General features: G+C 69.2%; 23 protein-coding genes. 8 read left to right on the forward strand and 15 right to left on the reverse strand.

What is annotated here, in order from left to right; translation table 11 throughout:
* The first annotated feature begins 273 nt into the window (after nt 1-273).
* Both ABN034_RS20395 and ABN034_RS20400 read left to right on the forward strand, forming a co-directional pair.
* Complete coding sequence (locus ABN034_RS20395) at nt 274-945, forward strand: GNAT family N-acetyltransferase (RefSeq protein ID WP_349692574.1); 672 nt, start codon at nt 274-276, stop codon at nt 943-945.
* An 83-nt stretch (nt 946-1,028) separates the two neighbouring features.
* Nucleotides 1,029-3,335 (forward strand): ATP-binding cassette domain-containing protein, encoded by a 2,307-nt coding sequence (locus ABN034_RS20400; RefSeq protein ID WP_349692575.1) that lies wholly within the window; start codon nt 1,029-1,031, stop codon nt 3,333-3,335.
* A 137-nt stretch (nt 3,336-3,472) separates the two neighbouring features.
* On the opposite strand, the gene ABN034_RS20405 is transcribed toward ABN034_RS20400, so the two are convergent.
* The 7 genes from ABN034_RS20405 to ABN034_RS20435 form a co-directional block, all read right to left on the reverse strand.
* Nucleotides 3,473-3,862, reverse strand: coding sequence for a VOC family protein (locus ABN034_RS20405; protein ID WP_349692576.1), 390 nt, complete (start codon nt 3,860-3,862; stop codon nt 3,473-3,475).
* 57 nt (nt 3,863-3,919) lie between these two features.
* A complete protein-coding gene (locus ABN034_RS20410) occupies nt 3,920-4,117 on the reverse strand; it encodes a GNAT family N-acetyltransferase (protein WP_349692577.1) in 198 nt (65 codons plus the stop codon).
* Between the two features lie 854 nt (nt 4,118-4,971).
* Nucleotides 4,972-5,808, reverse strand: a complete 837-nt coding sequence (locus ABN034_RS20415) for an MBL fold metallo-hydrolase (RefSeq protein WP_349692578.1) — start codon at nt 5,806-5,808, stop codon at nt 4,972-4,974.
* 36 nt (nt 5,809-5,844) lie between these two features.
* Nucleotides 5,845-6,933 carry a serine hydrolase domain-containing protein gene (locus ABN034_RS20420; protein WP_349692579.1) on the reverse strand — a complete coding sequence of 363 codons (1,089 nt, stop codon included), beginning with the start codon at nt 6,931-6,933 and terminating at the stop codon, nt 5,845-5,847.
* Nucleotides 6,934-7,011: 78 nt separating this feature from the next.
* On the reverse strand, nt 7,012-7,452 hold the full coding sequence (locus tag ABN034_RS20425) for a YybH family protein (protein ID WP_349692580.1): 441 nt from the start codon (nt 7,450-7,452) through the stop codon (nt 7,012-7,014).
* Between the two features lie 14 nt (nt 7,453-7,466).
* Nucleotides 7,467-7,916: an SRPBCC domain-containing protein gene (locus ABN034_RS20430; protein ID WP_349692581.1), complete on the reverse strand. Its 450-nt coding sequence runs from the start codon at nt 7,914-7,916 to the stop codon at nt 7,467-7,469.
* The gene (locus ABN034_RS20435) at nt 7,913-8,299 is read right to left on the reverse strand and encodes an ArsR/SmtB family transcription factor (RefSeq protein WP_349692582.1); all 387 of its coding nucleotides are present in this window, start codon (nt 8,297-8,299) and stop codon (nt 7,913-7,915) included. The genes ABN034_RS20430 and ABN034_RS20435 overlap by 4 nt, the downstream gene beginning before the upstream one ends.
* 260 nt (nt 8,300-8,559) lie before the next feature.
* Here ABN034_RS20435 and imuA' point away from each other — a divergent pair, with 260 nt between their 5' ends.
* From imuA' to ABN034_RS20455, 4 genes are all read left to right on the forward strand, one after another.
* Nucleotides 8,560-9,438: a DnaE2-dependent mutagenesis accessory factor ImuA' gene (gene imuA', locus ABN034_RS20440; protein ID WP_349328372.1), complete on the forward strand. Its 879-nt coding sequence runs from the start codon at nt 8,560-8,562 to the stop codon at nt 9,436-9,438.
* The gene (locus ABN034_RS20445) at nt 9,435-11,255 is read left to right on the forward strand and encodes a DNA polymerase Y family protein (protein WP_349692583.1); all 1,821 of its coding nucleotides are present in this window, start codon (nt 9,435-9,437) and stop codon (nt 11,253-11,255) included. Before imuA' ends, ABN034_RS20445 begins: the two co-directional genes overlap by 4 nt.
* A gap of 144 nt (nt 11,256-11,399) precedes the next feature.
* Nucleotides 11,400-15,008, forward strand: coding sequence for an error-prone DNA polymerase (locus ABN034_RS20450; RefSeq protein WP_349692584.1), 3,609 nt, complete (start codon nt 11,400-11,402; stop codon nt 15,006-15,008).
* A gap of 136 nt (nt 15,009-15,144) precedes the next feature.
* Nucleotides 15,145-15,897, forward strand: coding sequence for a hypothetical protein (locus tag ABN034_RS20455; protein WP_349692585.1), 753 nt, complete (start codon nt 15,145-15,147; stop codon nt 15,895-15,897).
* 15 nt (nt 15,898-15,912) lie between these two features.
* Here the strand turns inward: ABN034_RS20455 and lipB are convergent, their stop codons facing one another.
* Nucleotides 15,913-16,569, reverse strand: coding sequence for a lipoyl(octanoyl) transferase LipB (gene lipB, locus ABN034_RS20460; RefSeq protein WP_349692586.1), 657 nt, complete (start codon nt 16,567-16,569; stop codon nt 15,913-15,915).
* Between the two features lie 115 nt (nt 16,570-16,684).
* Nucleotides 16,685-17,257, reverse strand: coding sequence for a type VII secretion system-associated protein (locus ABN034_RS20465; RefSeq protein ID WP_349692587.1), 573 nt, complete (start codon nt 17,255-17,257; stop codon nt 16,685-16,687).
* Between the two features lie 369 nt (nt 17,258-17,626).
* Here ABN034_RS20465 and ABN034_RS20470 point away from each other — a divergent pair, with 369 nt between their 5' ends.
* On the forward strand, nt 17,627-18,259 hold the full coding sequence (locus ABN034_RS20470) for an HAD family hydrolase (protein ID WP_349692588.1): 633 nt from the start codon (nt 17,627-17,629) through the stop codon (nt 18,257-18,259).
* Here ABN034_RS20470 and ABN034_RS20475 read toward each other — a convergent pair.
* The 3 genes from ABN034_RS20475 to ABN034_RS20485 form a co-directional block, all read right to left on the reverse strand.
* Nucleotides 18,256-18,567 carry a hypothetical protein gene (locus ABN034_RS20475; protein WP_349328379.1) on the reverse strand — a complete coding sequence of 104 codons (312 nt, stop codon included), beginning with the start codon at nt 18,565-18,567 and terminating at the stop codon, nt 18,256-18,258. The two genes, ABN034_RS20470 and ABN034_RS20475, sit on opposite strands and share 4 nt — an antisense overlap.
* Nucleotides 18,568-18,680: 113 nt before the next feature.
* Nucleotides 18,681-19,304, reverse strand: coding sequence for an HAD family hydrolase (locus ABN034_RS20480; protein ID WP_349692589.1), 624 nt, complete (start codon nt 19,302-19,304; stop codon nt 18,681-18,683).
* Nucleotides 19,305-19,397: 93 nt separating this feature from the next.
* Nucleotides 19,398-20,189, reverse strand: coding sequence for a peptidyl-tRNA hydrolase (locus ABN034_RS20485; RefSeq protein ID WP_349692590.1), 792 nt, complete (start codon nt 20,187-20,189; stop codon nt 19,398-19,400).
* A gap of 128 nt (nt 20,190-20,317) precedes the next feature.
* Between ABN034_RS20485 and ABN034_RS20490 the strand changes: the two genes are divergently transcribed.
* Nucleotides 20,318-21,058 carry a PIG-L deacetylase family protein gene (locus ABN034_RS20490; RefSeq protein ID WP_349692591.1) on the forward strand — a complete coding sequence of 247 codons (741 nt, stop codon included), beginning with the start codon at nt 20,318-20,320 and terminating at the stop codon, nt 21,056-21,058.
* Here the strand turns inward: ABN034_RS20490 and ABN034_RS20495 are convergent.
* The 3 genes from ABN034_RS20495 to ABN034_RS20505 form a co-directional block, all read right to left on the reverse strand.
* On the reverse strand, nt 21,015-21,497 hold the full coding sequence (locus tag ABN034_RS20495) for a hypothetical protein (protein ID WP_349692592.1): 483 nt from the start codon (nt 21,495-21,497) through the stop codon (nt 21,015-21,017). The genes ABN034_RS20490 and ABN034_RS20495 overlap by 44 nt on opposite strands.
* Before the next feature lie 29 nt (nt 21,498-21,526).
* Nucleotides 21,527-22,621, reverse strand: coding sequence for a hypothetical protein (locus ABN034_RS20500; protein WP_349692593.1), 1,095 nt, complete (start codon nt 22,619-22,621; stop codon nt 21,527-21,529).
* 245 nt (nt 22,622-22,866) lie between these two features.
* Entirely contained in the window at nt 22,867-23,319 is a 453-nt protein-coding gene (locus tag ABN034_RS20505) for a thiol-disulfide oxidoreductase DCC family protein (protein WP_349692594.1), read from the reverse strand.
* Nucleotides 23,320-23,366 lie beyond the last annotated feature (47 nt).

Raw genomic sequence — 23,366 nt, forward strand, 5'->3', positions numbered from 1 at the left:
CGATCGCCGGCCGCTGAGCCGATCGCCGGCCGCTGAGCCGATGGCAGCGGGCCGCGTGCTGAGCAGTGCGGAACCACCGACAGACCGCGGTTCATGATCAAGAGGCAGAAAACGGGGAAACGGGCCTACGATCGCCCGGTTTCTGCCTCTTGATCATGGTCCGCGGCGCCGCCAGGGCGTTCGGCGGGCCCTCGACAGCAGCCCGGGCGCTCGACGACCTGTGCAAAACATTGTTCGTGCGGCTGTCGGTGGCTGCCGCCAGAATGAGCGGTCATGTCCGCCGACCCGCCAGCCGGCCCAGCACCGCCGCCTGCTCCAGCCCAACCAACCGAACCAACCCAGCCAGCCCAGCCAGCCCAACCAACCCGCCCGGCGGACCCGACCCAACTGGTCGACCTCGATGCCCTCGCCGGCAACTCCGTCCGCCTCCGTGCCCTCAACGAGGGCGACCTGCCGCAGCTGTGTGCCTGGTGGGCCGATCCGCGCATCACGCCGTACCAGGTCGTCGGTCCGCCGCATCCGCGCCCCGCCAGCGTGCTCGCCGAGTGGTTCCGCACCCGGGGTGCCAACGACGGCATGGACTGTGGGTTCTGCATCGTGACCAAGGACTCTGGTGAGCTGGTCGGCCAGGCCGCCCTGTTCGGCATCGCGCCGAAGGACCGGTGCGCGACGTTGGGGATCTTCCTCGGTCCGGAACATCAGGGCCGCGGCTACGGCTCCGACGCCGTGCGCACCCTCGTCCGCTACGGGTTCGCCCAGCTCAACCTGCACCGGGTCGAGCTGGGCGTGTTCGGCTTCAACGCCCACGCAATCGCCACGTATCGCAAGGTCGGCTTCGTCGAGGAGGGCCGGCGCCGGCAGGCGATCTACCGCAGCGGAGCCTGGCACGACGAGGTGCGGATGAGCATTCTTCGTTCGGAATGGGACGCCTCGAGCATCCCTTAGCAGTCACCCGCAAGCTCGAGCGTCCACTGACAGAGGAGGACCGCGGTGGTGTGTGTTTCCAGATCGTACGAAAGGGTCGCGCGGTGACCGTCGAGCGTCGGGCCAAGGCGGACAGCCATGATGTGATCCAGGTCCGCGGCGCCAGGGAGAACAACCTGGCCGACATCTCCGTCGACATCCCCAAGCGCCGGCTCAGTGTGTTCACCGGCGTCTCCGGGTCCGGCAAGTCCTCGCTGGTCTTCGGCACGATCGCCGCGGAGTCGCAGCGGTTGATCAACGAGACCTACACCGCGTTCGTCCAGTCGTTCATGCCGAATGTCGGCCGTCCTGATGTCGACGCTCTGCACAACCTCAGCGCGGCGATCGTGGTCGACCAGGAACGCATGGGCGCCAACTCACGTTCGACGGTCGGCACGGCGACCGACGCCCACACGATGCTGCGGATCATCTTCAGCCGGCTCGGCGACCCGCACGTCGGCACTTCCGGTGCGTTCAGTTTCAACCTGCCCGAGGGCATGTGCCCCGAGTGTGAAGGCATCGGCCGGGTGTCCGCGATCGACATCAACGAGCTCGTCGACGTCGAACGTACCCTCAACGAGGGCGCGATCACCGCGCCGAACTTCCAGGTGGGCTCGTGGTACTGGCAGACCCTCGCGCACTCCGGCTTCGTCGATCCCGACGTCAAGCTGAAGGACTACACCCCGCAGCAGTGGGAGGATTTCCTCCACAAGCCCGCCACCAAGATCAACAACGGCACCTTCAACACCACGTACGAAGGCCTTGTCGTCAAGGTGCAGCGGCTCTTCCTCGCCAAGGAACGCGAGTCGATGCAGGCCCACATCCGGGCGTTCGTCGACCGGATCGCCACGTTCGACACCTGCGGCGTGTGCAAGGGCGCCAGGCTCAACCCCGCGGCGCTCTCGTCGAAGATCAACGGACTCAACATCGCCGAGTGCTCCGCCATGCAGATCAGCGACCTGGCGGAGTTCGTCCGCGGCGTCACCGACGAGTCGGTGGGCCCGTTGATGTCGACCCTGCGCGAGACCCTCGACTCGCTGGTCGAGATCGGCCTCGGCTACCTGAGCCTGGACCGGGAGTCCGGCACGCTGTCCGGCGGTGAGGCGCAGCGGGTGAAGATGGTCCGGCATCTCGGGTCCAGCCTGACCGACGCCACGTACGTGTTCGACGAACCCACGATCGGGCTGCACCCGCACGACATCGCCCGGATGAACGACCTGCTGCTCCGGCTGCGCGACAAGGGCAACACCGTGCTGGTCGTCGAGCACAAGCCTGAGGTGATCCAGATCGCCGACTACGTGGTCGACCTGGGCCCTGGCGCTGGTGCGGCGGGTGGGCAGGTGTGCTTCACCGGCGATGTCGCCGGACTCCGAAGATCGGGAACGCTGACCGGGCAGTACCTCGACCATCGGGTACGCCTGCGCGAGAAGCCACGCCAGTCGCTTGGGCACTTGTCCATCAGAGGCGCCACCCTGCACAACCTGCGGGACGTCGACGTCGACATCCCGCTCGGCGTCATGACCGTGGTCACCGGCGTCGCCGGATCCGGCAAGAGTTCGCTGATCCACGGCTCCCTGGTCCAGGGTTCACAGTCCGGCCGTGAGGGCGTGGCGGTCGTCGACCAGTCCGCGATCCGCGGGTCGAGGCGCAGCAACCCGGCCACCTACACGGGAGTGCTCGATCCCATCCGCACCTCCTTCGCCAAGGCCAACGGCGTCAAGGCGGCACTGTTCAGCGCGAACTCCGAGGGCGCCTGCCAGACCTGCAAAGGAATCGGACTCGTCTACACCGACCTGGCCATGATGGCCGGCGTGGCGTCGACCTGTGAGAAGTGCCAGGGCAAGCGGTTCACTCCGGAGGTCCTCACCTACAAGCTGCACGGCAAGGACATCAGCGAGGTCCTGGCGATGTCGGTGACCGAGGCGCGGGAGTTCTTCGCCAGTGGCGCTCGACAGGCGCGGGTCATTCTCGAACGCCTCTCCGACGTGGGCCTGGGCTACCTCAGCCTCGGCCAGCCACTGGCCACGCTCTCCGGAGGCGAGCGGCAGCGGCTCAAGCTGGCCATCCAGATGGCGGAGAAGGCGACGACGTACGTCCTCGACGAACCGACCACCGGCCTGCACCTGGCCGATGTCGACCAGCTCCTCGCGTTGCTGGACCGGCTTGTCGAGGACGGCAACACCGTCATCGTCATCGAGCACCACCAGGCCGTGATGGCGCACGCCGACTGGCCCATCGACCTCGGCCCTGGCGCGGGCCACGACGGCGGTCGGGTGGTGTTCGCCGGAACCCCTGCCGATCTCGTCGCGCAGGGCGACTCGCTCACCGCCCAGCACCTGCGTACCTATCTCGACCTGGCGGCCACCGCGTAGTGTCCGGTTGCCCAGGGTGGGTGGGCGGGCGGCGACCGGCTGTCCACACGCCCGTCGTGTTCGCGGGCGCATGCGTAGGCGACCGCACGTAGGCCTGGCGCGGTGTGCGGGCTCCGATCGCGGTGTGCGGGCTCCGATCAGGGGCGGCGGCTCGCAAGGACGCAGAACTCGTTCCCCTCTGGGTCGGCAAGCGTGACCCAGCTCTCATCGCCGGTTTGGCCGACATCGGCGTGTCGAGCACCTAGGTCGAGCAGGCGACGGACCTCTTCGTCCTGCTCCCTGTCGGTGGGGTTCACGTCGAGGTGGAGCCTGTTCTTGATGGTCTTGCCCTCGGGCACGCGCGCGAATGTCAATGTCGGCGGCACCGGACCAGGGTGGTTGGTGGCGTCAGGCACCGTAGGGGGACCAATGGCGACAATGCCCTCGTCTTCGTCTTGCACCTCGTAGTCAAGGACCGCGCACCAGAACCGGGCCAGACCGTTCGGATCGGCACAGTCGATCGCAAGCTCGGTGAACTTACTGGTCATGTCAGGACCTCCAGGTCACGTAGTGGGTCCGCCAATGGGTTTTCTAGCCTCGGGAGGCTAGGCGGCCCGGTATTGGTCCCGGATCTCAGGGAGTTGGTGGAAGCCAGCTGAGGAGTAGGTGGCGACGGCACCGACATTGGAGCTCGCGGTGCAGACGATCGCGCTCGACGAGCCCAGCTCCTGGAGTGCGGCCGCCGCGGAGACGGTGATCGCCTTGCCGTAGCCGTGACCGCGATGTTCCCGGTGCACGCCCATCGGCTCGAGCAACCCCGGGCTTCCCCGGACCGGCCGACCACACCGTCACCGCGGCAACCGCGTTGCCCCGGTCGTCGTACGCGACCAGACACCGGGCGTCGGCGTACGGCAGTCCGGCCGCCATCGCGTGCCAGCGCCCGTCCGTGAACGTCGACCTGTCGAACGACGCCCGCTGTACGGCGGCCCGCATGTGCGCCTGCTCCGGCCCGACCACCTCGATCCGCACGTCTGGGTCCTCCACCGGCTGCGTGAGGTCGCGGCGCAGCGGTGTCCGCGGCTCGTCGGAGTTCCAGCCGGCTTCGAACAACAGATCTTGGGCCAGTGCGCCCAGAGGCGCTTCGACGTTGACGGTTCCCTCTCCCAGTACGCCGCCCCCCGGCTCGGTCACGTCCCGGGTTCAGCTGTTGCGCCAGTTCCTCGTCCCGCCGAGCGTCTGGCGCGATCGTCAGCCGCAACAGCTGGGGACCGTCAAGCAGCCCGACGGCGAGAATCTGCCCGTCCCGGCTCCAGGTCCGGACCGCCACGGCCGTCGCCGCTGCGCCGAACCGCCAGAACCAGCCCAGGTCGCCCGGATGCAGTTGCATCGGCGCCCCGTCGTACTGCCACTCCCGCAGCACGCCCACAGCCTCGCTCAGCCCGTCGACTCCCGGCTCGCCCCGCACAATTGCCATACGCCGATCACACACCACCGGGTCGACAGTCCGCGCCTGGTTTTCGGCCGTCCGGCGTGGTGTGGCCGGGCTCAGAGAGGTCATAGGCACGCACCATGACAGACACGCTCGAAGCCTTGGCGTTGGCGCAGCACACTGATGGGGTAAGGGCTTGCAGGGCCAGCTTGGGTCGCAAGCGGTTCGCTAGCCGGACGTCGCGTCGCGTTCGCTTCTTTGGGCGAGCCTCTGGGCTTGCCCCGCGTGGATGTCGCTTACCCATTCCCAGCCGGGCTTGGCCGATGGGCCGATCCGCGGGTCGTCGGGAGCATGGCCGTCACGCAGGGCTTGCACGTACGCGCGGTCCTGTTTGATCCGTGCGCGTACCTGATCAGCTCCGCCGACGGACCCATGACCGGGGATGAGGACATGGACGTCGTCCGCCACGTCCTCGAGCAGCCGCAGCCCAACGAGGTAGTCCTCGATCGGGTCATTGGTGCTGTTGAAGTCGTCGAGCATCGGAATGAAGACATCGGACAGCGTGTCGCCGGCGACGAGAACACCGCGTTCCTCGATCAACAGTGCCGCATGGCCCGGGGCATGCGCCGGATGCTCGATGATCCGGACTCGAGGGCCATCCCAAGGAATCTGCGCAGTTTCGGCAGGCAGGGCGGTGATGAGGCCGAACGGGTCCAGCGGTATCTCCTCGGCGATTTCCGGCGGTAACCCCTCGGCGACGCGGGCCTTCCAGTCCGCGTTCGACCGCAGGTCTCGCATCTGAGCCGCACAGCGGGCTGTGCCGTAACGGGGCGCTTCGCCGAGTTCGGCGTGCCAGAGCACGTGATCCCAGTCAGGATGCGTCGAGAAGCCTGCCGCGACGGTCTGGCCCCACTCGCGAAGGTCGTTCGCGAGGCAGGTCATTTCATCGCCTGTTATCCCAGGGTCGATGAGCAACACGCCGGCCCTGCCCTGCACGACAACGGTGTTGTTCTGGAGTAACTCGCTCTGGTGGACCAACACACCTTCCGCGACCTGCGTCAGCATGCGGCTCCTTCCGCTTGTGCTTCTTGGTGTCGATCCTCACGCATGTGGGTTGACCTCGGCTGTGGTGAGGTCGGCGAGTCGTTGTGCGGTGTTGAAGTGGGGGGTGAGCCGGCTCTTGGTCAGGGCGAAGGAGGTGCCGGTCGCGGTGTCGGCGTAGACGTAGCTGCCGCCACCACCGACCCAGCCGAACGTGGTAGGCGTCTGTTCCATGCGAGTACCGATTCGGCCGAGCGGATAGCCCAGAGCCAGCCGCGCATGGTTACCGAAGACCTGGTCGGTGCCTTCGAAGGCCACCGCCGTCACCTCCTGGAGTTGGCGGGAATCGATGAGCCGACCGTCGAGCACCGCGGCGTTCATGGCAGCGATTCCCCGGGCGGTGAAGGTGCCGACCGACGGGATGTCTGCTTGCAGGATGTCGTGGCTGTTGCCCATGGCCGCGGTCGGTTGCAGTTCCCAGGGCGCCAGAATGGCATCACCGTCGGGTCGGGCGATCGGGGGTGGTGCGGCGTCTTCGAGTCGTGCCAGGCGAGCCAGGTCGGTTCGGGGCACACCGAAGTACAGGTCACCGTCGATACCCAGGGGCACGCTGATCCACTCGTGCAGGAGTTGCCGCATCGGTTTGCCAATGACCCGGCGTGCGACCTCGCCGAGGAGGAAGCCGAAGGTGAACGAGTGGTATCCCGTCTCGGTCCCGGGTCGCCACCGCGGTTCGGCGTCGGCGATCGCGGTGCAGACCCGCGACCAGTCAGTCAGGTCGGCAGGGCCGAGGCCACGAGGCATCGCCGGCACGCCGACGGAGTGTGTGAGCACGTGGCGAAGAGTCGCGGTCGCCTTGCCGTGGGCACCGAACTCTGGCCACAGGTCGACCACTGGTGTGTCGTATCCGACGGCACCGGTCCTGACGAGCAGATGAGCGATCAGCGACGTCATGACCTTGCCAGTAGAGAAGCTGAAGAACGGGGTCTGCGGGTTCACCCTGCGCCCGGTCCGGCCGTCGGCGATACCGGCGACGGCGTCGACGACAAGCGCACCGTGGTGATAGACGGCAACCTGCAAGCCGGTTTCGGCTCCGGTGTCAACGAGTTCGTCGAGAACGGCTTGAACCTTCTGCTGCAGTGAAGGCATCATCATCACCCCTTTGGCCACGTGTAGCCACTCAACATGAGAGAGATATGCCTGCCGCGGCGTGCAGGCCCACCTGGGTCACAGGTCGCCGGTCAGTACGGCTTTGCCCGTCTCGCCCTCGAAGGGCACTGAGGCGTGCTCGTGGACGATCTTCCAGCCGTCGTCGAGTTTGCGGAGGCAGCTGGTCGCGCGTACCCACATGCCGACTTCCGTGCCGTCGAGCATGGTGCCGCTGATCCGGACCAGGAAGTGGCAGAACGCGAGGTCGGCGTTCGTCGTGATCGTCAGGTCGCGGATCTCGTGGCCGATGCCGGTGCGGTACGCCGCGAGCCACTCCTGCTTTCGAGCTGTCGTCTCGGCGCCACGATGGACGAACGGGGCGACGGCATCGAACACCACGACATCGGCGTCGTTCGCGGCAGCCAGCGTGGCGGCGTCCTTGCTGGAAAGCGCCTGCGTGCGGGCCTCGAACAGCTCGCGGATCTCGGCTTCGGCGTTCGGGTCGTTCGTTCTCTGCACTGTGGACACTCCCTTCAGGACTGGTCGAGTTCGCGGCCGAGCGCGTCCAGCCAGTCGCCGGTGCCTTGTTGTCGCCACTCGGGCTGTTCCTGGTCGTCGAGGAAGGTGTCCTGTTCGGTGAGCACCAGGTGCGTGCCGGTGCCGTCGGAGACGAACTCCACGGTGGTCACCGACACGGTCGCCAGCACACCGCGGCCGTACAGCAGGGTGGTGTAGACGATGCGCTCGTCGGTGAGGATGTCGCGGTAGACCGACTCGGCGACGATCTCTGCCCCGTCGTCGGTGCGTCCGTGGGCGGCCTCCGCGCCGCCGACGCGGAAGTCGAGGGTGTAGTCGGCGTCGTCGGCGGCGAACCATTTCGCCTTCGTGTCCCGATCGGCCCAGGCCGCGAAGACCTGTGCGGGGGAGGCGGAGTAGGTCCGCTCCAGCGTGAACGTGCTGTGCTTCACCGAGTGCTCGGTCATGATCTGGGCTCCTTCGATGGGTCGTCCGGTGGTGTGGTGGTCGTGGTGTGGTCGGTCGCGCTCTCGCCGAGGACGTCGCCGAGGCGGTCGAGGCGGTGCTCCCATGTCGTTCGCTGGAGGCGCAGCCACCCCTCGGCGCGCCGCAGGCCGGATGGGTCGATCTGGCAGGTGCGGACGCGTCCGGCCTTCTCCGATCGGACCAGCTCGCTCGTCTGGAGTACCTGAAGGTGCTGGACCGTTGCCGCGACCGTCACGCCGAGGAGGCGCGCCAGCTCACTCACCGTGGCCGGGCCGCGGGTCAGGCGCTGGATGATCGCCCGCCGGTTGGCCTCGGCGAGGGCGTGGAACACCCGATCCGCGGCGGCCGACTCATGGTTAAGCATGCACTTAACTGTAGGGCGCCTCCCCAGAAAGTCAAGTCGTCGCTTAAGCTTTTGCTCTCGGCCCAACCGAGCATGGACATCTGCCGCGGGCATCGGTGTCAGGTCATCGGCCCTCGAGGTAGGCCTGCCGTGGCGTGAGGTCACCGAGGATCTGGGCGGCCTGATCGCGTTGGAGAGCTGGCGGTTCCTGCGTGGGGCATGCCCGAAAGCTTGACGCAGTAGAGATTGACACCATCGAACGTACGTTCGATGATGGAGTGGTGGCTGGTTCTGCGCAGGGACGCACCCTCGACGTCGTACGCACGTCGGCAAGCCAGCCTGCCGTGGCCGAACGCACCGGATCGAAACCCGGCATCGCGGACCACAGTCGGGCGAGGCGCAACCGTGCGGCGGTGGTGGAGGAGCTGCGGGCCGAGCTCGCCGCCCGCCCGGCGACTGCCACGGGATCCGGCCGGGCGGTGCCCACCCTCCCCGCGCTCCCGGCCTTCGGCGACCTGCTGCCCGAGCGGGGACTTCGCCGGGGCGCGAGCTATTCGGTCCAGCGTTCGGCCATGCTCACCATGGCGCTCCTGGCCGGAGCGTCCCGGGCGGGCTCCTGGTGCGGGATGGTCGGGATGCCCGGTTTCGGCGCGGAAGCCGCGGCCGGGCTGGGCATCGACCTCACCCGGGTCATCCTGGTCCCGGCGCCAGGACGACAGTGGCTCAACGTTGTCGCGACCCTGGTCGACGTCCTCGACCTCGTGGTCGTCCGCCCACCTGCCCGCCCCTACGACGCGGAGACGCAGCGGCTGGCCGCCCGAGTACGCGAACGCGGCGCCGTCCTTCTCGTCCAACGCCCGGACTGGCCGGGATGCGAACTGCGGATGGCGATCACGTCGAGCACCTGGCACGGCCTCGGCGCCGGGCACGGGCACCTGACGTCTCGCGAGGTGACCGTCGAGGCGACCGGGCGGGGCACCGGCGGGCGACGTCGTACGACCCGGTTGTGGCTGCCCGACCGCGCCGGGGACGTCCGCGTCGCCGGACCTGCGGATCGCGCCGACCTCGCTCCGCTCACCGAGCTTGCTGAGCTTCCCGACCTTGCTGACCGTCCCGGTCGCACCAGCCTCCCTGGCCGCCGGTGGGAGCGCGCGGGATGAACGCCGTACGCACGATCGTCGTCTGGTTCCCCGACTGGCCGGTGACCGCGGCCGGGCGAGACACCGGGCAACCACCGGACGCTCCCCTCGCGGTCCTCGACAAGGGGCAGATCTTCGCCTGTTCGCACGCCGCGCGCGCGCATGGCGTAAGACGCGGGCTGCGGGTCCGCGAGGCGCAGGCGCGGTGCCCTGACCTGGTGACGTTGGCGTACGACCCGGCTGTCGACGCCCGGGAGTTCGAACCGGTCGTCGCCGCGATCGAGGCCCTCGCCCCTGGCGTCGAGGTCATCCGACCGGGGCGGTGCGCGCTCGCGGCCAAGGGGCCGAGCCGCTACTACGGCGATACGTTCGGGCAGATCCTGCGTACGCACCTCGAGGAGGCCGGCCACAGCTGCGTGATCGGGATCGCGGACGGGCCGTTCGCGGCGGAGCAGGCGGCGCGGCTGGCCGAACGCTCCGGCGAACGGGAGCTGGCCTTCCCACCCGGGGAGTCGGCCCGCTGCCTCGCCTCGCTCCCGGTCGACACACTCGACCGGCCCGAGCTCGTCGACCTGCTGCGCCGGTTGGGTATTCGTACGTTGGGTGCGTTCGCCGCGCTGCCTGCCCGACAGGTGCTGGCCCGGTTCGGCAACGACGGTGTCGCCGCGCACCGGCTCGCCGCCGGCCGTGACGACCGGCCGCTGGCGACGCGGCGGCCGCCGCCCGAGCTGGCGACGGACGCCGCGTTCGAGCCGCCGGTCGAGCGGATCGACCAGGTGGCGTTCGCGATCCGCGGCACCGCCGAACGCCTGGTCGCCGGGCTCGCCGAACGCGAACTGGTCTGCACCTGCCTCCGGGTCGAGATCGACACCGAACGCGACGAACCGCGCAGCCGGCAGTGGCGGCATCCGCGGTGGTTCAGCGCGGCCGATGTCGTCGACCGGGTGCGCTGGCAACTGCAAGGGACCAGCACTCGTGCCTCCGACGGCTCGGACGGCTCGGACGGATCGGGTGGCGACGCGGCTGGTGGCAGGCTAACCGAGGAACTGACCTCCGGTGTCGTACGCGTCCGGCTGATTCCCGACGACGTGGCGCCAACCGGGGCGTACCAGGACGGTCTGTGGGGCGACCAGGCACCCGACGAACGCATCCACCGCGCCTTCACCCGGGTGCAGAGCCAACTCGGGCACGAAGCGGTGGTGACCGTCGTTCTGTCAGGAGGGCGGGCACCGGCCGAACGCATGACGTTGGTGCCGTGGGGCGACGACATCGCACCTGCCCGCCCGACCGGGCAACCGTGGCCGGGGCATCTCCCGCCTCCTGCCCCGACCACGGTCCTGGCCACGCCCGAACCCGTGCGGGTCCTCGGTGCGACCGGCCACCTGGTCGAGATCAGCGAACGCGGTGCCTTGTCGGAGGACTGCCGCCTGCTCGAGCGGGATAGCTCTGACAACTCGGTCATCACGGGCTGGGCAGGTCCCTGGCCGGTCGACGAGCGCTGGTGGGATCCGGTGGCGGCCAGCCGCTGCGCGCGATTCCAGGTCGCATGCACTGACGGGCGGGCGTTCGTCCTCCGGTACGAAGCCGGCACCAGGTCCACCGCCGACCCCCTCGCCAACAGCATCAGCAGCGTCTCTGGCTCCAACGGCCATTCTCCCGACGGGACCACCTCCTCTGGGAGCAATGCCAGCAGCATCCCTGACGCTGACGCCCGCTCCAGCACCGGAAACCCCAGCACCGGAAAACCCAGTGCGGGCACGAGCGCTCGGGGTACCACGGCCTCCCACGTGCAGGACGCTGAAACCGGCCGGTGGTGGATCGAGGCCTGCTATGACTGAGCTCCTCCTTCTCTCCACCTGGCGCGCCGCTCATGATCATGCGTCACTTTCAGGGCTTTTTCGGCGTGAAGAAGCCCTGTTTCTCACGCATGATCATGAAGCCGCCACCGGATTCACCGGCCGACCCATCCGAGGGCGGCACTGATGGGCTGGGACAACCCGCAGGTCCCGTGGTCGGAACTCGAACGCAAGCTATCCGGCCGCCGACGCCCCGGCGGTCCGCCACCACACGCCGACGGCGGCGACAGCCCGGCGTGGACCTCCGTACGCCCGCCGTACGATCCTCCGCCCGAGGACCGTCCGCAACGCCCCGACGGCCCGGTCGTTCCGTACGCCGAACTCCACTGTCATTCCAACTTCAGCTTCCTCGACGGTGCGAGCCATCCCGAGGAACTCGTCGAGACCGCCGTCGCACTGGGCCTCCAGGCCCTCGCACTCACCGACCACGATGGTCTCTACGGTGTCGTACGCATGGCCGAGGCCGCCGAGCTCGCAGGCTACGACCTCGCCACCGTCTTCGGCGCCGAGCTCTCCCTCGAGCTTTCCCAACCGCAGAACGGCATTGCCGACCCGGAGGGCAGCCACCTCCTGGTGCTGGCGCGCGGCGAGGAGGGTTATCACCGACTGGCCGGCGCCATCACCGAGGCGCAGCTGCGCGGTGGCGAGAAGGGACGCCCTACCTATGACCTCGAGGACCTCGCCGCGCGCGCGAACGGCGAGTGGGTGATCCTCACCGGCTGCCGCAAGGGCCTGGTCCCACGCGCCCTCGAGCACGGCCACGCCTCCCTCAGCAACACCGGCACCCTCAGCAACACCGGCACCCTCAGCAACACCGGCACCCTCAGCAACACCGGCACCCTCAGCAACACCGGCACCCTCGGCGTCCATGCCGGCAGAGGCCGAGCCCACGCCGACGGCATGACCGCCGCCGACCGCGAACTCGACCGGCTCATCGCGTTGTTCGGCCGCGACAACGTAGTCGTCGAACTCATCGACCACGGCTACCCGCTCGACACCGACCGCAACGACGCCTTGACGGAGCTGGCGAAGGCCCGGCGGCTTCCCGTCATCGCCACCAACAACGTGCACTTCGCCACGCCCGACCGGCGTCCACTCGCGACCGCCCTCGCCGCCGTACGCGCCAGACGCAGCCTCGACGAGATCGACGGCTGGCTCCCCGCCGCCGGCACCGCCTTCCTGCGCTCGGGTGCGGAGATGGCCGCCCGGTTCGCCCGCTATCCCGGCGCGGTGGCCCGCACGGTCGACTACGCCAACCAGCTGGCATTCCCGCTGCGCAAGGCGAAGCCGAGACTCCCCAAACAGAACGTCCCTGACGGCCACACACCGATGAGCTGGCTCCGCAAGCTCGTCTTCGACGGCGCCGACGAAATGTACGGTTCGTACGTCGGTAAAGCCCGCGACGACGCCTACGCCCGGTTGGAAAAAGAGCTCCAGGTCATCGCCGAGAAGGATTTCCCCGGCTACTTTCTCATCGTCCACGACATCGTGACCTTCGCCCGGGAGCGCGGAATTCTCTGCCAGGGCAGGGGATCCGCCGCCAACTCCGCGGTGTGTTACGTGCTCGGCATCACCGCGGTCGACGCGATCTTCTACAACCTTCCGTTCGAACGGTTCCTCTCCGCCACCCGCGAGGAAGAGCCTGACATCGACGTCGACTTCGACTCCGACCGGCGCGAGGAGGTCATCCAACACGTCTACGAAAAGTACGGCAGGCGCAACGCGGCACAGGTCGCGAACGTCATCACGTACCGGCCGAAGATGGCGGTCCGCGACATGGCCAAGGCGTTGGGCCACAGCACCGGACAGCAGGACGCCTGGTCCAAACAGGTCGACGCCTGGGGCAGCGGTGTGGCGACGGTCGAGACGGACGTACCGCCCGCCGTGGTGCAACTCGCCGAACCCCTGCTGAGGTTTCCGCGACACCTCGGCATCCACTCCGGCGGCATGGTGCTCACCGAACGCCCGGTCGGCGAAGTCTGTCCGATCGAGCACGGACGTATGAAGGATCGCACGGTTCTGCAATGGGACAAGGACGACTGCGCATGGATGGGCCTTGTCAAGTTCGACCTGCTCGGCCTCGGCATGCTCGCCGTCCTGAAATACACGATGGACGACATCGAGGCACACCTGGGCGAACACTGGGAACTCGCGACGATTCCCAAGGAGGAGCCGAGCGTCTACGACATGCTGTGCCGCGCCGACTCGGTCGGGGTGTTCCAGGTGGAGAGCCGGGCGCAGATGGCCACTCTGCCTCGACTTCGCCCACGACGGTTCTACGACCTCGTCATCGAGATCGCGCTGATCCGGCCCGGGCCCATCCAGGGCGGCGCCGTCCACCCGTACATCCGTCGCAAGCTCGGTCAGGAACCACCCACTCCGCCCCATCCGAGCCTGGCGCCGGCGCTCGAACGTACCCTCGGCGTTCCGCTCTTCCAGGAACAACTCATGCAGATCGCCATGGAGGTGGGTGGCTGCAGCGGCGACGACGCCGACCTGTTGCGCCGGGCGATGGGATCCAAACGTGGGTTGGAAAAGATCTCCTCCCTCAAGGAGAAGCTCTACAACGGGATGGCCGTGCGGGGAATCACCGGCGAAACCGCAGACATGCTGTACGAAAAGATCGAGGCGTTCGCGAACTTCGGATTCGCTGAAAGTCACTCGATCAGTTTCGCGTTGCTCGTCTATGCGAGTGCGTGGTTCAAGCTGCATTATCCGGCGATCTTCCTGGCGGCATTGTTGCGGGCGCAGCCGATGGGTTTCTATTCGCCGCAGAGCCTCGTGACCGATGCCCGCCGGCACGGTGTGGAGGTGCGCCACCCCGATCTGCACGCCTCCGGCGTCCAACCCGTGCTGGAGCGGCTCGCCGAGTCGCCGGGGACCGCCACCACGAACCCTTTGGATGAGGGGTCGAGCGACAGCATCGCGACCGGTGAGCCGGCATGCCTGTCCGACCACCAGCCGCCCACCGGGCCCTTCGATCCTGACGCTCCCGCCGACGACGCCAAGCATCGCCGCGACGGGAGGTTCGCCGTACGCCTGGGTCTCGCGGGGGTGAAGTCGATCGGCGAGGACCTCGCCACGCGCATCGTCACCGAACGCGACGCCCACGGGCCCTACGCCGACCAGGCCGACCTCGCTCGCCGGGTGGGGCTCACCTCCGCCCAGATGGAGGCGTTGTCCACCGCGGGGGCGTTCGGATGCTTCCAGCTCAGCCGCCGGCAGGCGCTGTGGATCGCGGGCAGTGCCGCGCAGGAACGCCCCGACCATCTGGCCGCCGACTCCGCGTCGATCCCGGAGCAGGTGCCGCTCCTGCCGGACATGAATCCCGCCGAACGCGTGATGGCCGACCTGTGGGCGACCGGGATCTCCCCCGACGACTACCCGACCCGGCATGTACGCGACAAGCTGGAGGCGCTGGGAGTCGTCCCCGCTGACCGGCTCGCCACCTACGACAACGGGCGCCGGATCCTGGTCGGCGGCGTCGTCATCCACCGACAACGTCCTGCCACAGCCGGGGGCGTGACGTTCCTCAACCTCGAGGACGAGACCGGGATGGTCAACGTCATCTGCCCCAAGGTGGTGTGGGACCGCTTCCGCCGGATCGCCCGCGACTCACCCGCCCTGCTCATCAGGGGCCGACTCGAACGCGCCCAGGGTGTCACCAACATTGTTGCCGAGAAGTTCGCCCCGCTACCGCTCACGATTCGTACCATGTCCCGCGACTTCCACTGAGGGGCGCCTTGTGGGTCTGTTCCGGTCGGCGTCGCCGACCTCCACCCCGGTCTCTCCACGGCTGGCAAAGCTGATGCCCTCGTGGATCATGGCCGGGCTCGCGACCTACCCACGGAACACCCCCTAGGCTTCGGCCGTGACCAATGCCGTCGACCTTGCACCCCCAAGGTTCGCGGCACTGGTAGGCCCGGCCGTCACCCGCGCGTTCACCGCCGGCATGCACGCGGGGCGCACCGAGGGACGGGAGCTCGTGCTCTCCTATGGCGGCCAAGCTGTCGGCTACCTCATCGACCTGCGCAACCCGCTCGCCGCCGGTCGATCCGTCTCCCGCGACGGGCTGGCGGCCGTGTACCGCTACGCCGACCCCGGCGAGGTGGACGAGACCGTGCAGCGCAGCGTCGACCATGGCCTACTGAGCCGGGCCCCGGCCGGCGAGATCACCGCGACCGAGCGGGGACAGGCGTTTCTGCGCGACCTGTTCGCCCTGCACGCACGGGTGCTGACCGAGCGGTGGGGGCAGGAGCAGAACGGTCCGGTCGAACGGCTCAACACCCTGGTGGCCCGAATCCTCGCCCAGGCGACTGCGACCAGCGGCGACGCCTGGGCGGTGCACGCGCCGCCCTACGAGCCGAGGGGCACGCCGTCACCCGTGCTGCTGCTCAACCGGCTGTCGACGTTGCGGATCCACCGCGCCGACGCACACGCAGCCGCCTGGCAGCGGGCAGGGCTCTCGGCCGCGGAGATGGTCGCGATGCCGTGGGGCAGCACGTGGAGCCCGCGGCGACAGGCGGTTGAAGACGAGACCAACCGGCGCGCCGCGTCGCCGTACGCCGTCCTCACCCCGGACGAACGCCTGACCATGCTGGCGGACCTGGCCATGCTCCCGTGACGCGGGCAATCCCAGTCACCGCAACCACTGCTGGGCTCGGGCACCCAGCGCGCCGGCCACGGCGTCGCGGATCGCCGCGTCGGACGGCATCGGGACCCCCGTGCGCTCGGCCAGGCGCCGCAGCGACACCATCGTCACGTCCTGCAGCCCACACACCGTGAACTGCTCGAACACCCGCATGTCCGGGTCGACGTTCAGCGCGAATCCATGGCTCGTGACGCCGCGCCGGATCCGCATGCCGATCGACGCGACCTTGTGGTGTTCTGGCGTCCAGACGCCGACGAGGCTCGCTGCACCGGGCGGGGTGTCGCGCCGCATCGTCGCGAACCCGAGCTCGCCGAGCGCCGCCACGAGTCCGTTCTCCAGCCAGCGAACGATGTCGACCGGGCCGCGTTCTCGCAGGTTCACCACCACGTAGCCGATCAGCTGGCCGGGCCCGTGGTAGGTCGCGTACCCACCCCGGTCCACCTGCACCGTCGGCACGCCGGCCGCGGCGGGCGGCAGGTCTTCGAGTGGCGTCCGCGGACCGTACGTGATCACCGGCGGATGGCTCAGCAGAAAAAGTCGGTCACCGACCACGCCGCGCTGGCGTTCGTCGACCCAGCCGGCCATCTGGCGGACGGCCTCCGGATAAGGAACCTCGCCCAGGTCGACCCGTTGCAACAGGGACATCCGTCATCCTTCGCGCGTGAGAGGCTCCTTCGCACGAGGGATGGGCTCGAGCGGCCTTCTCGGTAAACACGTGTCGCCGTGAGGCTACCCGTCGAGAGACGTGCCTCTCCCCAGGTCAGCTCTCCAGGATTTCCGGGCCATCCAGGGTCAGCGACGGTGGTGAGCCGGGATTGAGCCGCACACGTACGCGTCGCAGCACGTCGGCGAGCCGGCGGACCTCCAGTTCCTGGGGCGGTCCGCCGGCCGCTGCGCCTGCCGTGACTCGCTCGGTCGACGTGAACGCCATCAACAGCGAGCGTCCCTCGGAATCGGTCACGATCGGGATCTGTCCACGGGCTCCGCGAAGGGCGGGGATCACGAGGGTGGCCTGGCGTAGGGCAACCAGCAGGTCCGAAGTCGGCCCGTACTCGGCGACGGCCAACTCGAGAGCGCGTTCGACCTGGTTGACCGGCACCGGGAAGCCGCGCCGGCGAGGCCCGGGTCGGTACTTGCCGTTCGGACGGTATCCGTCGCGGAGAATCTGACCCGCTCGGTTGGTGGGGAACGCACCCTCGATGCCCCACGCCGGTACAGCGCCATCTGGGTCGAATTCCGGGTCGATCACGTACACCCACTGGCCCGGGTTCGCCCTCGCAACCTCGCGCATGCCCTCGGTGATCCGCGGGACTTCCCTGCGAGCGTCGTCCATCGCTTGTTTCTCCAGACGGCCAATGAGCCTGGTCCTCCGTGCGGGCCTTGACATTGCCTGCGGCCCACGACGCATCGCCTACGGCTCAATCCTCAGCGCGATCTGACTGGCGTTCGGTCGAGGTCGAATTCCTCACGGCCTTCCTCACATCGCTTGAGCATTGCCGACATAACGGACGCGATACCGACGCAGAACACTACCTTCCACCGGGTCGACCTTCCACACCGTCGCCCATCGAGGGCGAGCCGCTCGCGCGCCCACAGCGGCCGACTTCCCACTCACCGCGAGCCGCTCGTCACGTTCGCACGCCGACCTCCTCTGCACCCGTGGGGCGGCACTCGCACGACGGGACCTGGCAGGATCGGCGCCATGTCTTCGTTCCCGTTCGACGCGGTGCTGTGCGATCTCGACGGTGTGGTCCGGCTTTGGGACCCCGATGCGATGAACCGGATCGATCGTACGCACGGACTGCCGCCGGGCACCCTCGCCGCCACCGCCTTCGCGCCCGCACGCCTGCAACCAGCGGTGACCGGTCGGGTGACCGACACCGAGTGGCGGGCCGCGATCGCCGCCGACCTCGCTTCGGCGTACGGGTCACCGCAACAGGCGCAGGCCATGGTGGACGCCTGGTCCGCGCTCATCGGCGCGGTCGACCGCGACATGCTCGAACTCCTGGCCACGGTCCGCCAGCACGTGCCGGTGGTCCTGGTGTCCAACGCGACGACCCGCCTGGAGGACGACCTCGACCGGCTCGGCATCACCGACGCCGTCGATGCGGTCGTCAACACCTCACGCATCGGCGTCGCCAAGCCCGCCGCCGAGGTCTACCGCCACGCCGCCGGCCTCGTGGACGCCGACGTGTCGCGCTGCGTGTTCGTCGACGACACGCCCGGCCACGTGGACGGTGCCCGAGCGGCAGGAATGGTGGGCATCCACTTCGAGGGCGTCGACGCCCTCCGAACTGTCCTCTCGCCACTGTGGTCCGCCGCGGCCCCCGGCTAGTCCGGCGCACTCCGACGAGGTTGCCGGCGTACGCGGACCACATGGGCGTCGAGGTCGACGTCGAACGGCGGGTCGCCACTCGGGCGTACGACCTTGCGCACGGTCTCCTGCTCCATCTCCCGCTTCACCAACCGGGCGGTCGGATCGAACAGCTGGGAGATCTCGAGGCTCATCCCCCCGCTGCTCTTCGTCCGGCGGTAGTAGATCCATCGCCGGCGTTCCATCCAGAGCAGGCCACGATCGAGGACGAACAGCGCAACGGCAACCGCCCCGGCGATGAGGGCGACCTTCACACCAGCACTTCCCACGGCCTCCCCAACGAACGGTGGACGAGCATGGTTTCGCAACCCCAGCGCCGGCCGGTCAACCGGCGTGGCGTGGCGTGGCGCGCGCCGAACCACGCCCGGCGGCTGCTTGGCTCTTACCCCGCGAGCGCCGCGAGCAGATCGGCGGGAGCGGTGAGAGCCGGAAAGCCCTGCGTACGCGCGACCGCCTTCCGGCGTACCTCCGTCGGCCAACGGTTGACGTGCCACCGCGCCGCGAACGCCCGCATGCCAACCGCCGCAGCGCCCGCCAGTTCGTCGCTCCCACCGTCACCGACGAAGACGCACGCCTCCGCGGGCACGCCGAGACGCTCGCACGCCAGCAGGTAGACGGCAGGGTCGGGTTTCGCCACGCCCACGTCGTAGGAGAACACGACGGAGTCGATGCGGCGGGCGAGCGGACTCGACGGCCAGCCCTCGACCTCTTCCACCGAGCAGTTGCTGACCAGTCCGAGCCGAAAGCCGGCCCTCGCGAGCTGGTCGAGGGTGTGCAGCACCGCCGGATCGACGCAACGGAGGACCGAGGCTTTCGCGGCTGTGCGTTCGGCGGCGAGTTCCTCGATCCGCGCCCGCACCTCGGCGCCGGGCCGACACCCGCTGCGTACGCATGCCTCCGCGAGGACGTCCTCGAACGCGAGGCGCCGGGTCATCCGCTCGTGCTTGCGTGCCCGCCACAGGGAGTCGAACAGGCCCCGATCGATGCCGAGCCGGTCCGCGGGCATACGACCGGACGCCGTTCCACCGACGACGAGATCGACCTCCGTGACCAGCGGACAGGTCGAAGACCACCGCCGCGCCCTGGGCCCGGCGAGCGTTCATGGGCGCAGGGACGCGAGTTCGGCGAACGTCGACGCGCACGTGTGTGTGCCCGGCTCGACCTCGGTGTAGCCCGCGTCGGTGACCAGCGCCGCCTCGACCTCGCCCCCGACGACGCCGCGCCACGTCTCTCGCGTCGCCTCGACGATCCGCAGCGGGAAGCCGGCGTCGACCCAGCCGAAGACCCGCTCCGCGTCGAGCTCGAGCAGGCCGAGCTGCGCCGCATGTCCCACCTGCGCGCACGCCTTGCCGGTCGACATCGCCAGCCGGGGCGCCAACACGATCGTCAACGTCGGACCGCCGGCCGCCTCCGCCCCCACGTCCTCGAGCGGGAAGCGGCCGGGAGACCGGTCAGGATCGACGTCCAGGTCGAGCCCCTCCACCTGGAGCTTTCCCACCGGCGGCGGGACATCCGACACCGGATGCGGCAGCAGCGCGCGGACCTCGGCGTCGTCCACCGTCGCCGTCACGCCCGGCAGCGCGGCGACGTCGAGCCATCGCGAACCCCGCGCGCGGCGTACGACCTTGCGGATCCGGCCGTCCGCCCAGCGCTGGAGTGGCTCGTGCCACGGGCAGTCCGGCGTGGCGGCGGGATCGGCCAGGAGCCGGACGACCGCCAGTGCAGAGGCGTACATCGCCTGCTGGTGCGAGGGCGTCCGCTCCCGCTCGACCCGGACGACAATGGGCAGCGACCACGGCTCGGCGTCGTCGCGCGCGGCCCGCGCGCGCCACGCCTGCGTCCGCCAGTGGGTACGCCAGAAACGGACGGCGGCCCGCTGTTCCTCGGTCATGGCGTACCTCTTCGGTGAGGGGACCCTCATTCACTAGGTTCATGCGATGGGACCCCTCCGAGGGCAGTCCCGACAGGTGCTAGCCAACCACGTGTGCCGACCACCGCCGCCACCGAGAGGGAACGCAGATGAACGACCGACCGGGCGAGCTCCTTCCGCTTCCGGACGACTGGCAGCGCTGCCTCGCGATCGTCGCCCACCCCGACGACCTCGAGTACGGGACGGCCAGCGCCATCGCCGGCTGGACCGCCGCCGGCCGCGATGTTGCGTACGTCCTGGTCACCAGGGGTGAGGCCGGGATCGACGGGCTCCCACCGCAGCAGGCCGCCGCGCTCCGCGAACGCGAGCAGCGCGCCAGCGCGGCCGCCGTCGGAGTCTCGGAGGTGGAGTTCCTCGACCACCAGGACGGCGTCATCACCGAGGGCCTCAGGCTGCGTCGCGACCTGACGAGGGCGATCCGCCGGCACAAGCCCGAGCTGGTCGTGACGCTCAACCACCGCGACACGTGGGCACCCGGCGCATGGAACACCCCCGACCACCGTGCGGTCGGCCGGTCGGTCCTCGACGCCACTGGTGACGCCGGCAACCGCTGGATCTTTCCTCAGCTGGTCGAGGAGGGCTACGAACCATGGGCCGGGGTGCGCTGGGTGGCGGTATTCGCCTCGCCCGAGCCCTCCCACGCCGTCGACGTGACGGACACACTCGAGGCCGGGGTGCGTTCCCTGGCCGAACACCGTGCCTACATCGAGGCGCTCACGTCCCAGGACCCGACGGACTACGCCAGGGAGATGCTGACGAGGAACGCCCGTGCGGTGGGCGAGCGGTTCAGTGGCCGGTTGGCGGCGGCGTTCGAGCTGTTTCCCCGCTGACACTGCGCAGGGCGGCGACGGCGGCAGCCAGCCGTGCGTCCCGCGTCGGGCTGCCCGGGCGCGCTTCGGCGACGAACTCGACCAGGTGCCGGCGCGGCCCCGAGTCGAGGTCCGCCGGATCGAGCCCCGCCGCCAGCAACGCACGGGTGAGGTCGGCCGGCATCGACCGGCCGCGGGTACTCGCGGGAAGGACGAGGGTTCCACGCCAGTGGTCGGGAAGCTCCGGCTGGCCGGGCAGCGGGTTCACGATGGTGACGTCGTCGAGGGTCAGGACGCGGACCTGCACCGACACCTGGCTTCGGGCGTACTCGACACCCGGCTCCCATGCCCCGGCCAGCACCAGCTTGGCGGCCCGGTAGCTGTCGTACCCGCTGATCCGCTCGTCGAGAACGTAGCTGCGGAGGCCGTCGTGGTCCTCCCGATGTCCTCGGACCGCCATCGTCCTCGGCGTACGCGCAGCCACCCGCGTCATCGGCTCGGCCCCGTGAGCGGCAGCCCGGCGTACGTCGTGTACCAGAGCGGCCGGTAGCAGCGCCAGCGCTCCGGTACGAGTCTGCTGACGCTGCCGCGGTCCTCGACCTCCCGCCGGATCCGGAGGTAGTACGACAGGTCCGTCGCGTCCGGCGACCGCAGGACGTCCATCAGCGGGGTGTGCGACTGGTAGACCTGGATCGAGGGGAAGACGCTCACCTGTGGCAGCAGCCGTCGCAGGAAGTCGCGCATCTCGACGTACGGATCAAGACCCACCACATAGGTGAACGACGTGTCGAGCCCGGCGGAGCGCGCCCTCGCGAGCAGCGCCGGCATCTCCTCCGGGCGCAGGCTGGCCTTGCTCTCCTTGAGCAGGATGTCGCGCCGGGAGGTGCACTCCGCGGTGAGGTAGAGCAGGAACGGACCCACCTCGCGGGCGATCGCGTCGAACGCCTCCTGGCTGCGCAGCACCGAGCTGAGCAGCCCGATCCGGGGGTGGATGCCGTGGTCGGAGAGAACCCGCCGGACGGTACGCAGATGATCGAGCGCCGCGGCCTCGGTGTGGAAGCAACCGGTGGAGATCGTGACCTCGGTCAGGTCCGCGAGCGACCCGCCGGGCGGCAGTTCGGCCGCGAGACCGGCGAGGAGGGCCGCGATCTCGTCGTCGAGCCGCAGGCGCGGGTCAACCGCGTCCTCGAGCGTCGTGGGACAGAACGCGCATCCGGTGCAGCGGCTGCGGGAGTTGGGGTTCAGGGTCGCGGCGCGCCAACGTTCACCGTCCCAACAGCGTAGGTAGCCGGGCACCGCGTCGTCGGCGACCACCCGTTCGACGTCGGCCACCGTGCGCCCCTCGACCACGAGTACGTCGCCGACGAGTTCGAAGGGCGAATCCGGGCGCCCGGACGGTACGACGATGAGACGCGGTTCCGGCTCGGTCGGCAGGCGAAGGTCGATCCGGACGCGGGAGCCCGCGGGTGTGCGGATCCCGTAGACGTTGAGGGCGATGAGCAGCAGGTCGGCCCAGGGGACGTCGTAGTCCGAGGCGAGAGATTCCCAGCGGGCGAGTGCGGTGGAGTCCACCGTGGCGGTCATCGCTCCTGCTCCCTTTCCGGCCGAGTCAACGGCTCTCCGATCAACCGCGCGTTTCCCGCATCCCGATGCCCGCCCCGAGGAACGCTGTTTGTCCAAACAGTCCCATAGACGTCGCCGAGCATCCATTTCGTTCCATAGATGACGGAAATCCAGACATTCCCACCATGCGACGAAAGGCGTGGCACAGTGGGTGGGTTCCTGTCGTACGCAGTGCAGTGGTGCGCTGGCCCCGCGGATGGACCGGATCACGCGTCCGAGGGGCCCGTTCGCCGGGACGCTCGGAGCCCGCCGGGGGCGGCGCCGTCCCTGGGGGGAAGTGCGCAGGCCGGCGTACCGCCCGGCAGTCGGTACCGGTTCACGGCGATGACGCGGTAGACCAGCTGGGCGAGCCAGCGGAACGGCGGAATCCGGATCACGGCACCGGGTACCAGCCACATGCCACCCGCATCGAGCAGGAGACCGGCGATCGCCTGGGCGCCCCCATCGATCCGGCCGTCAGGACCGATCCACACCACTTCGTGCTCGGCCTGCGTACGCGTGACGCCCAGGGCGGCGAGGTCAACGCGCTGCCAGGGCACGACGTCGGCACAGGTGGGGATCCACCGCTTGATCAGCTGTGCGCTGCGGGTGCAGAACCCGCAGTCACCGTCGAAGAGAAAGGTCGGCAACGGGTCGGCACCGCGATCGCGAGGTCCCACGTCTCCATGGTCCCTGATCGCCACAAATCTGGCACGCCTGGAGCGAC

The sequence above is a fragment of the Actinopolymorpha sp. B11F2 genome, assembly GCF_040195635.1.
Classification (GTDB): domain Bacteria; phylum Actinomycetota; class Actinomycetes; order Propionibacteriales; family Actinopolymorphaceae; genus Thermasporomyces.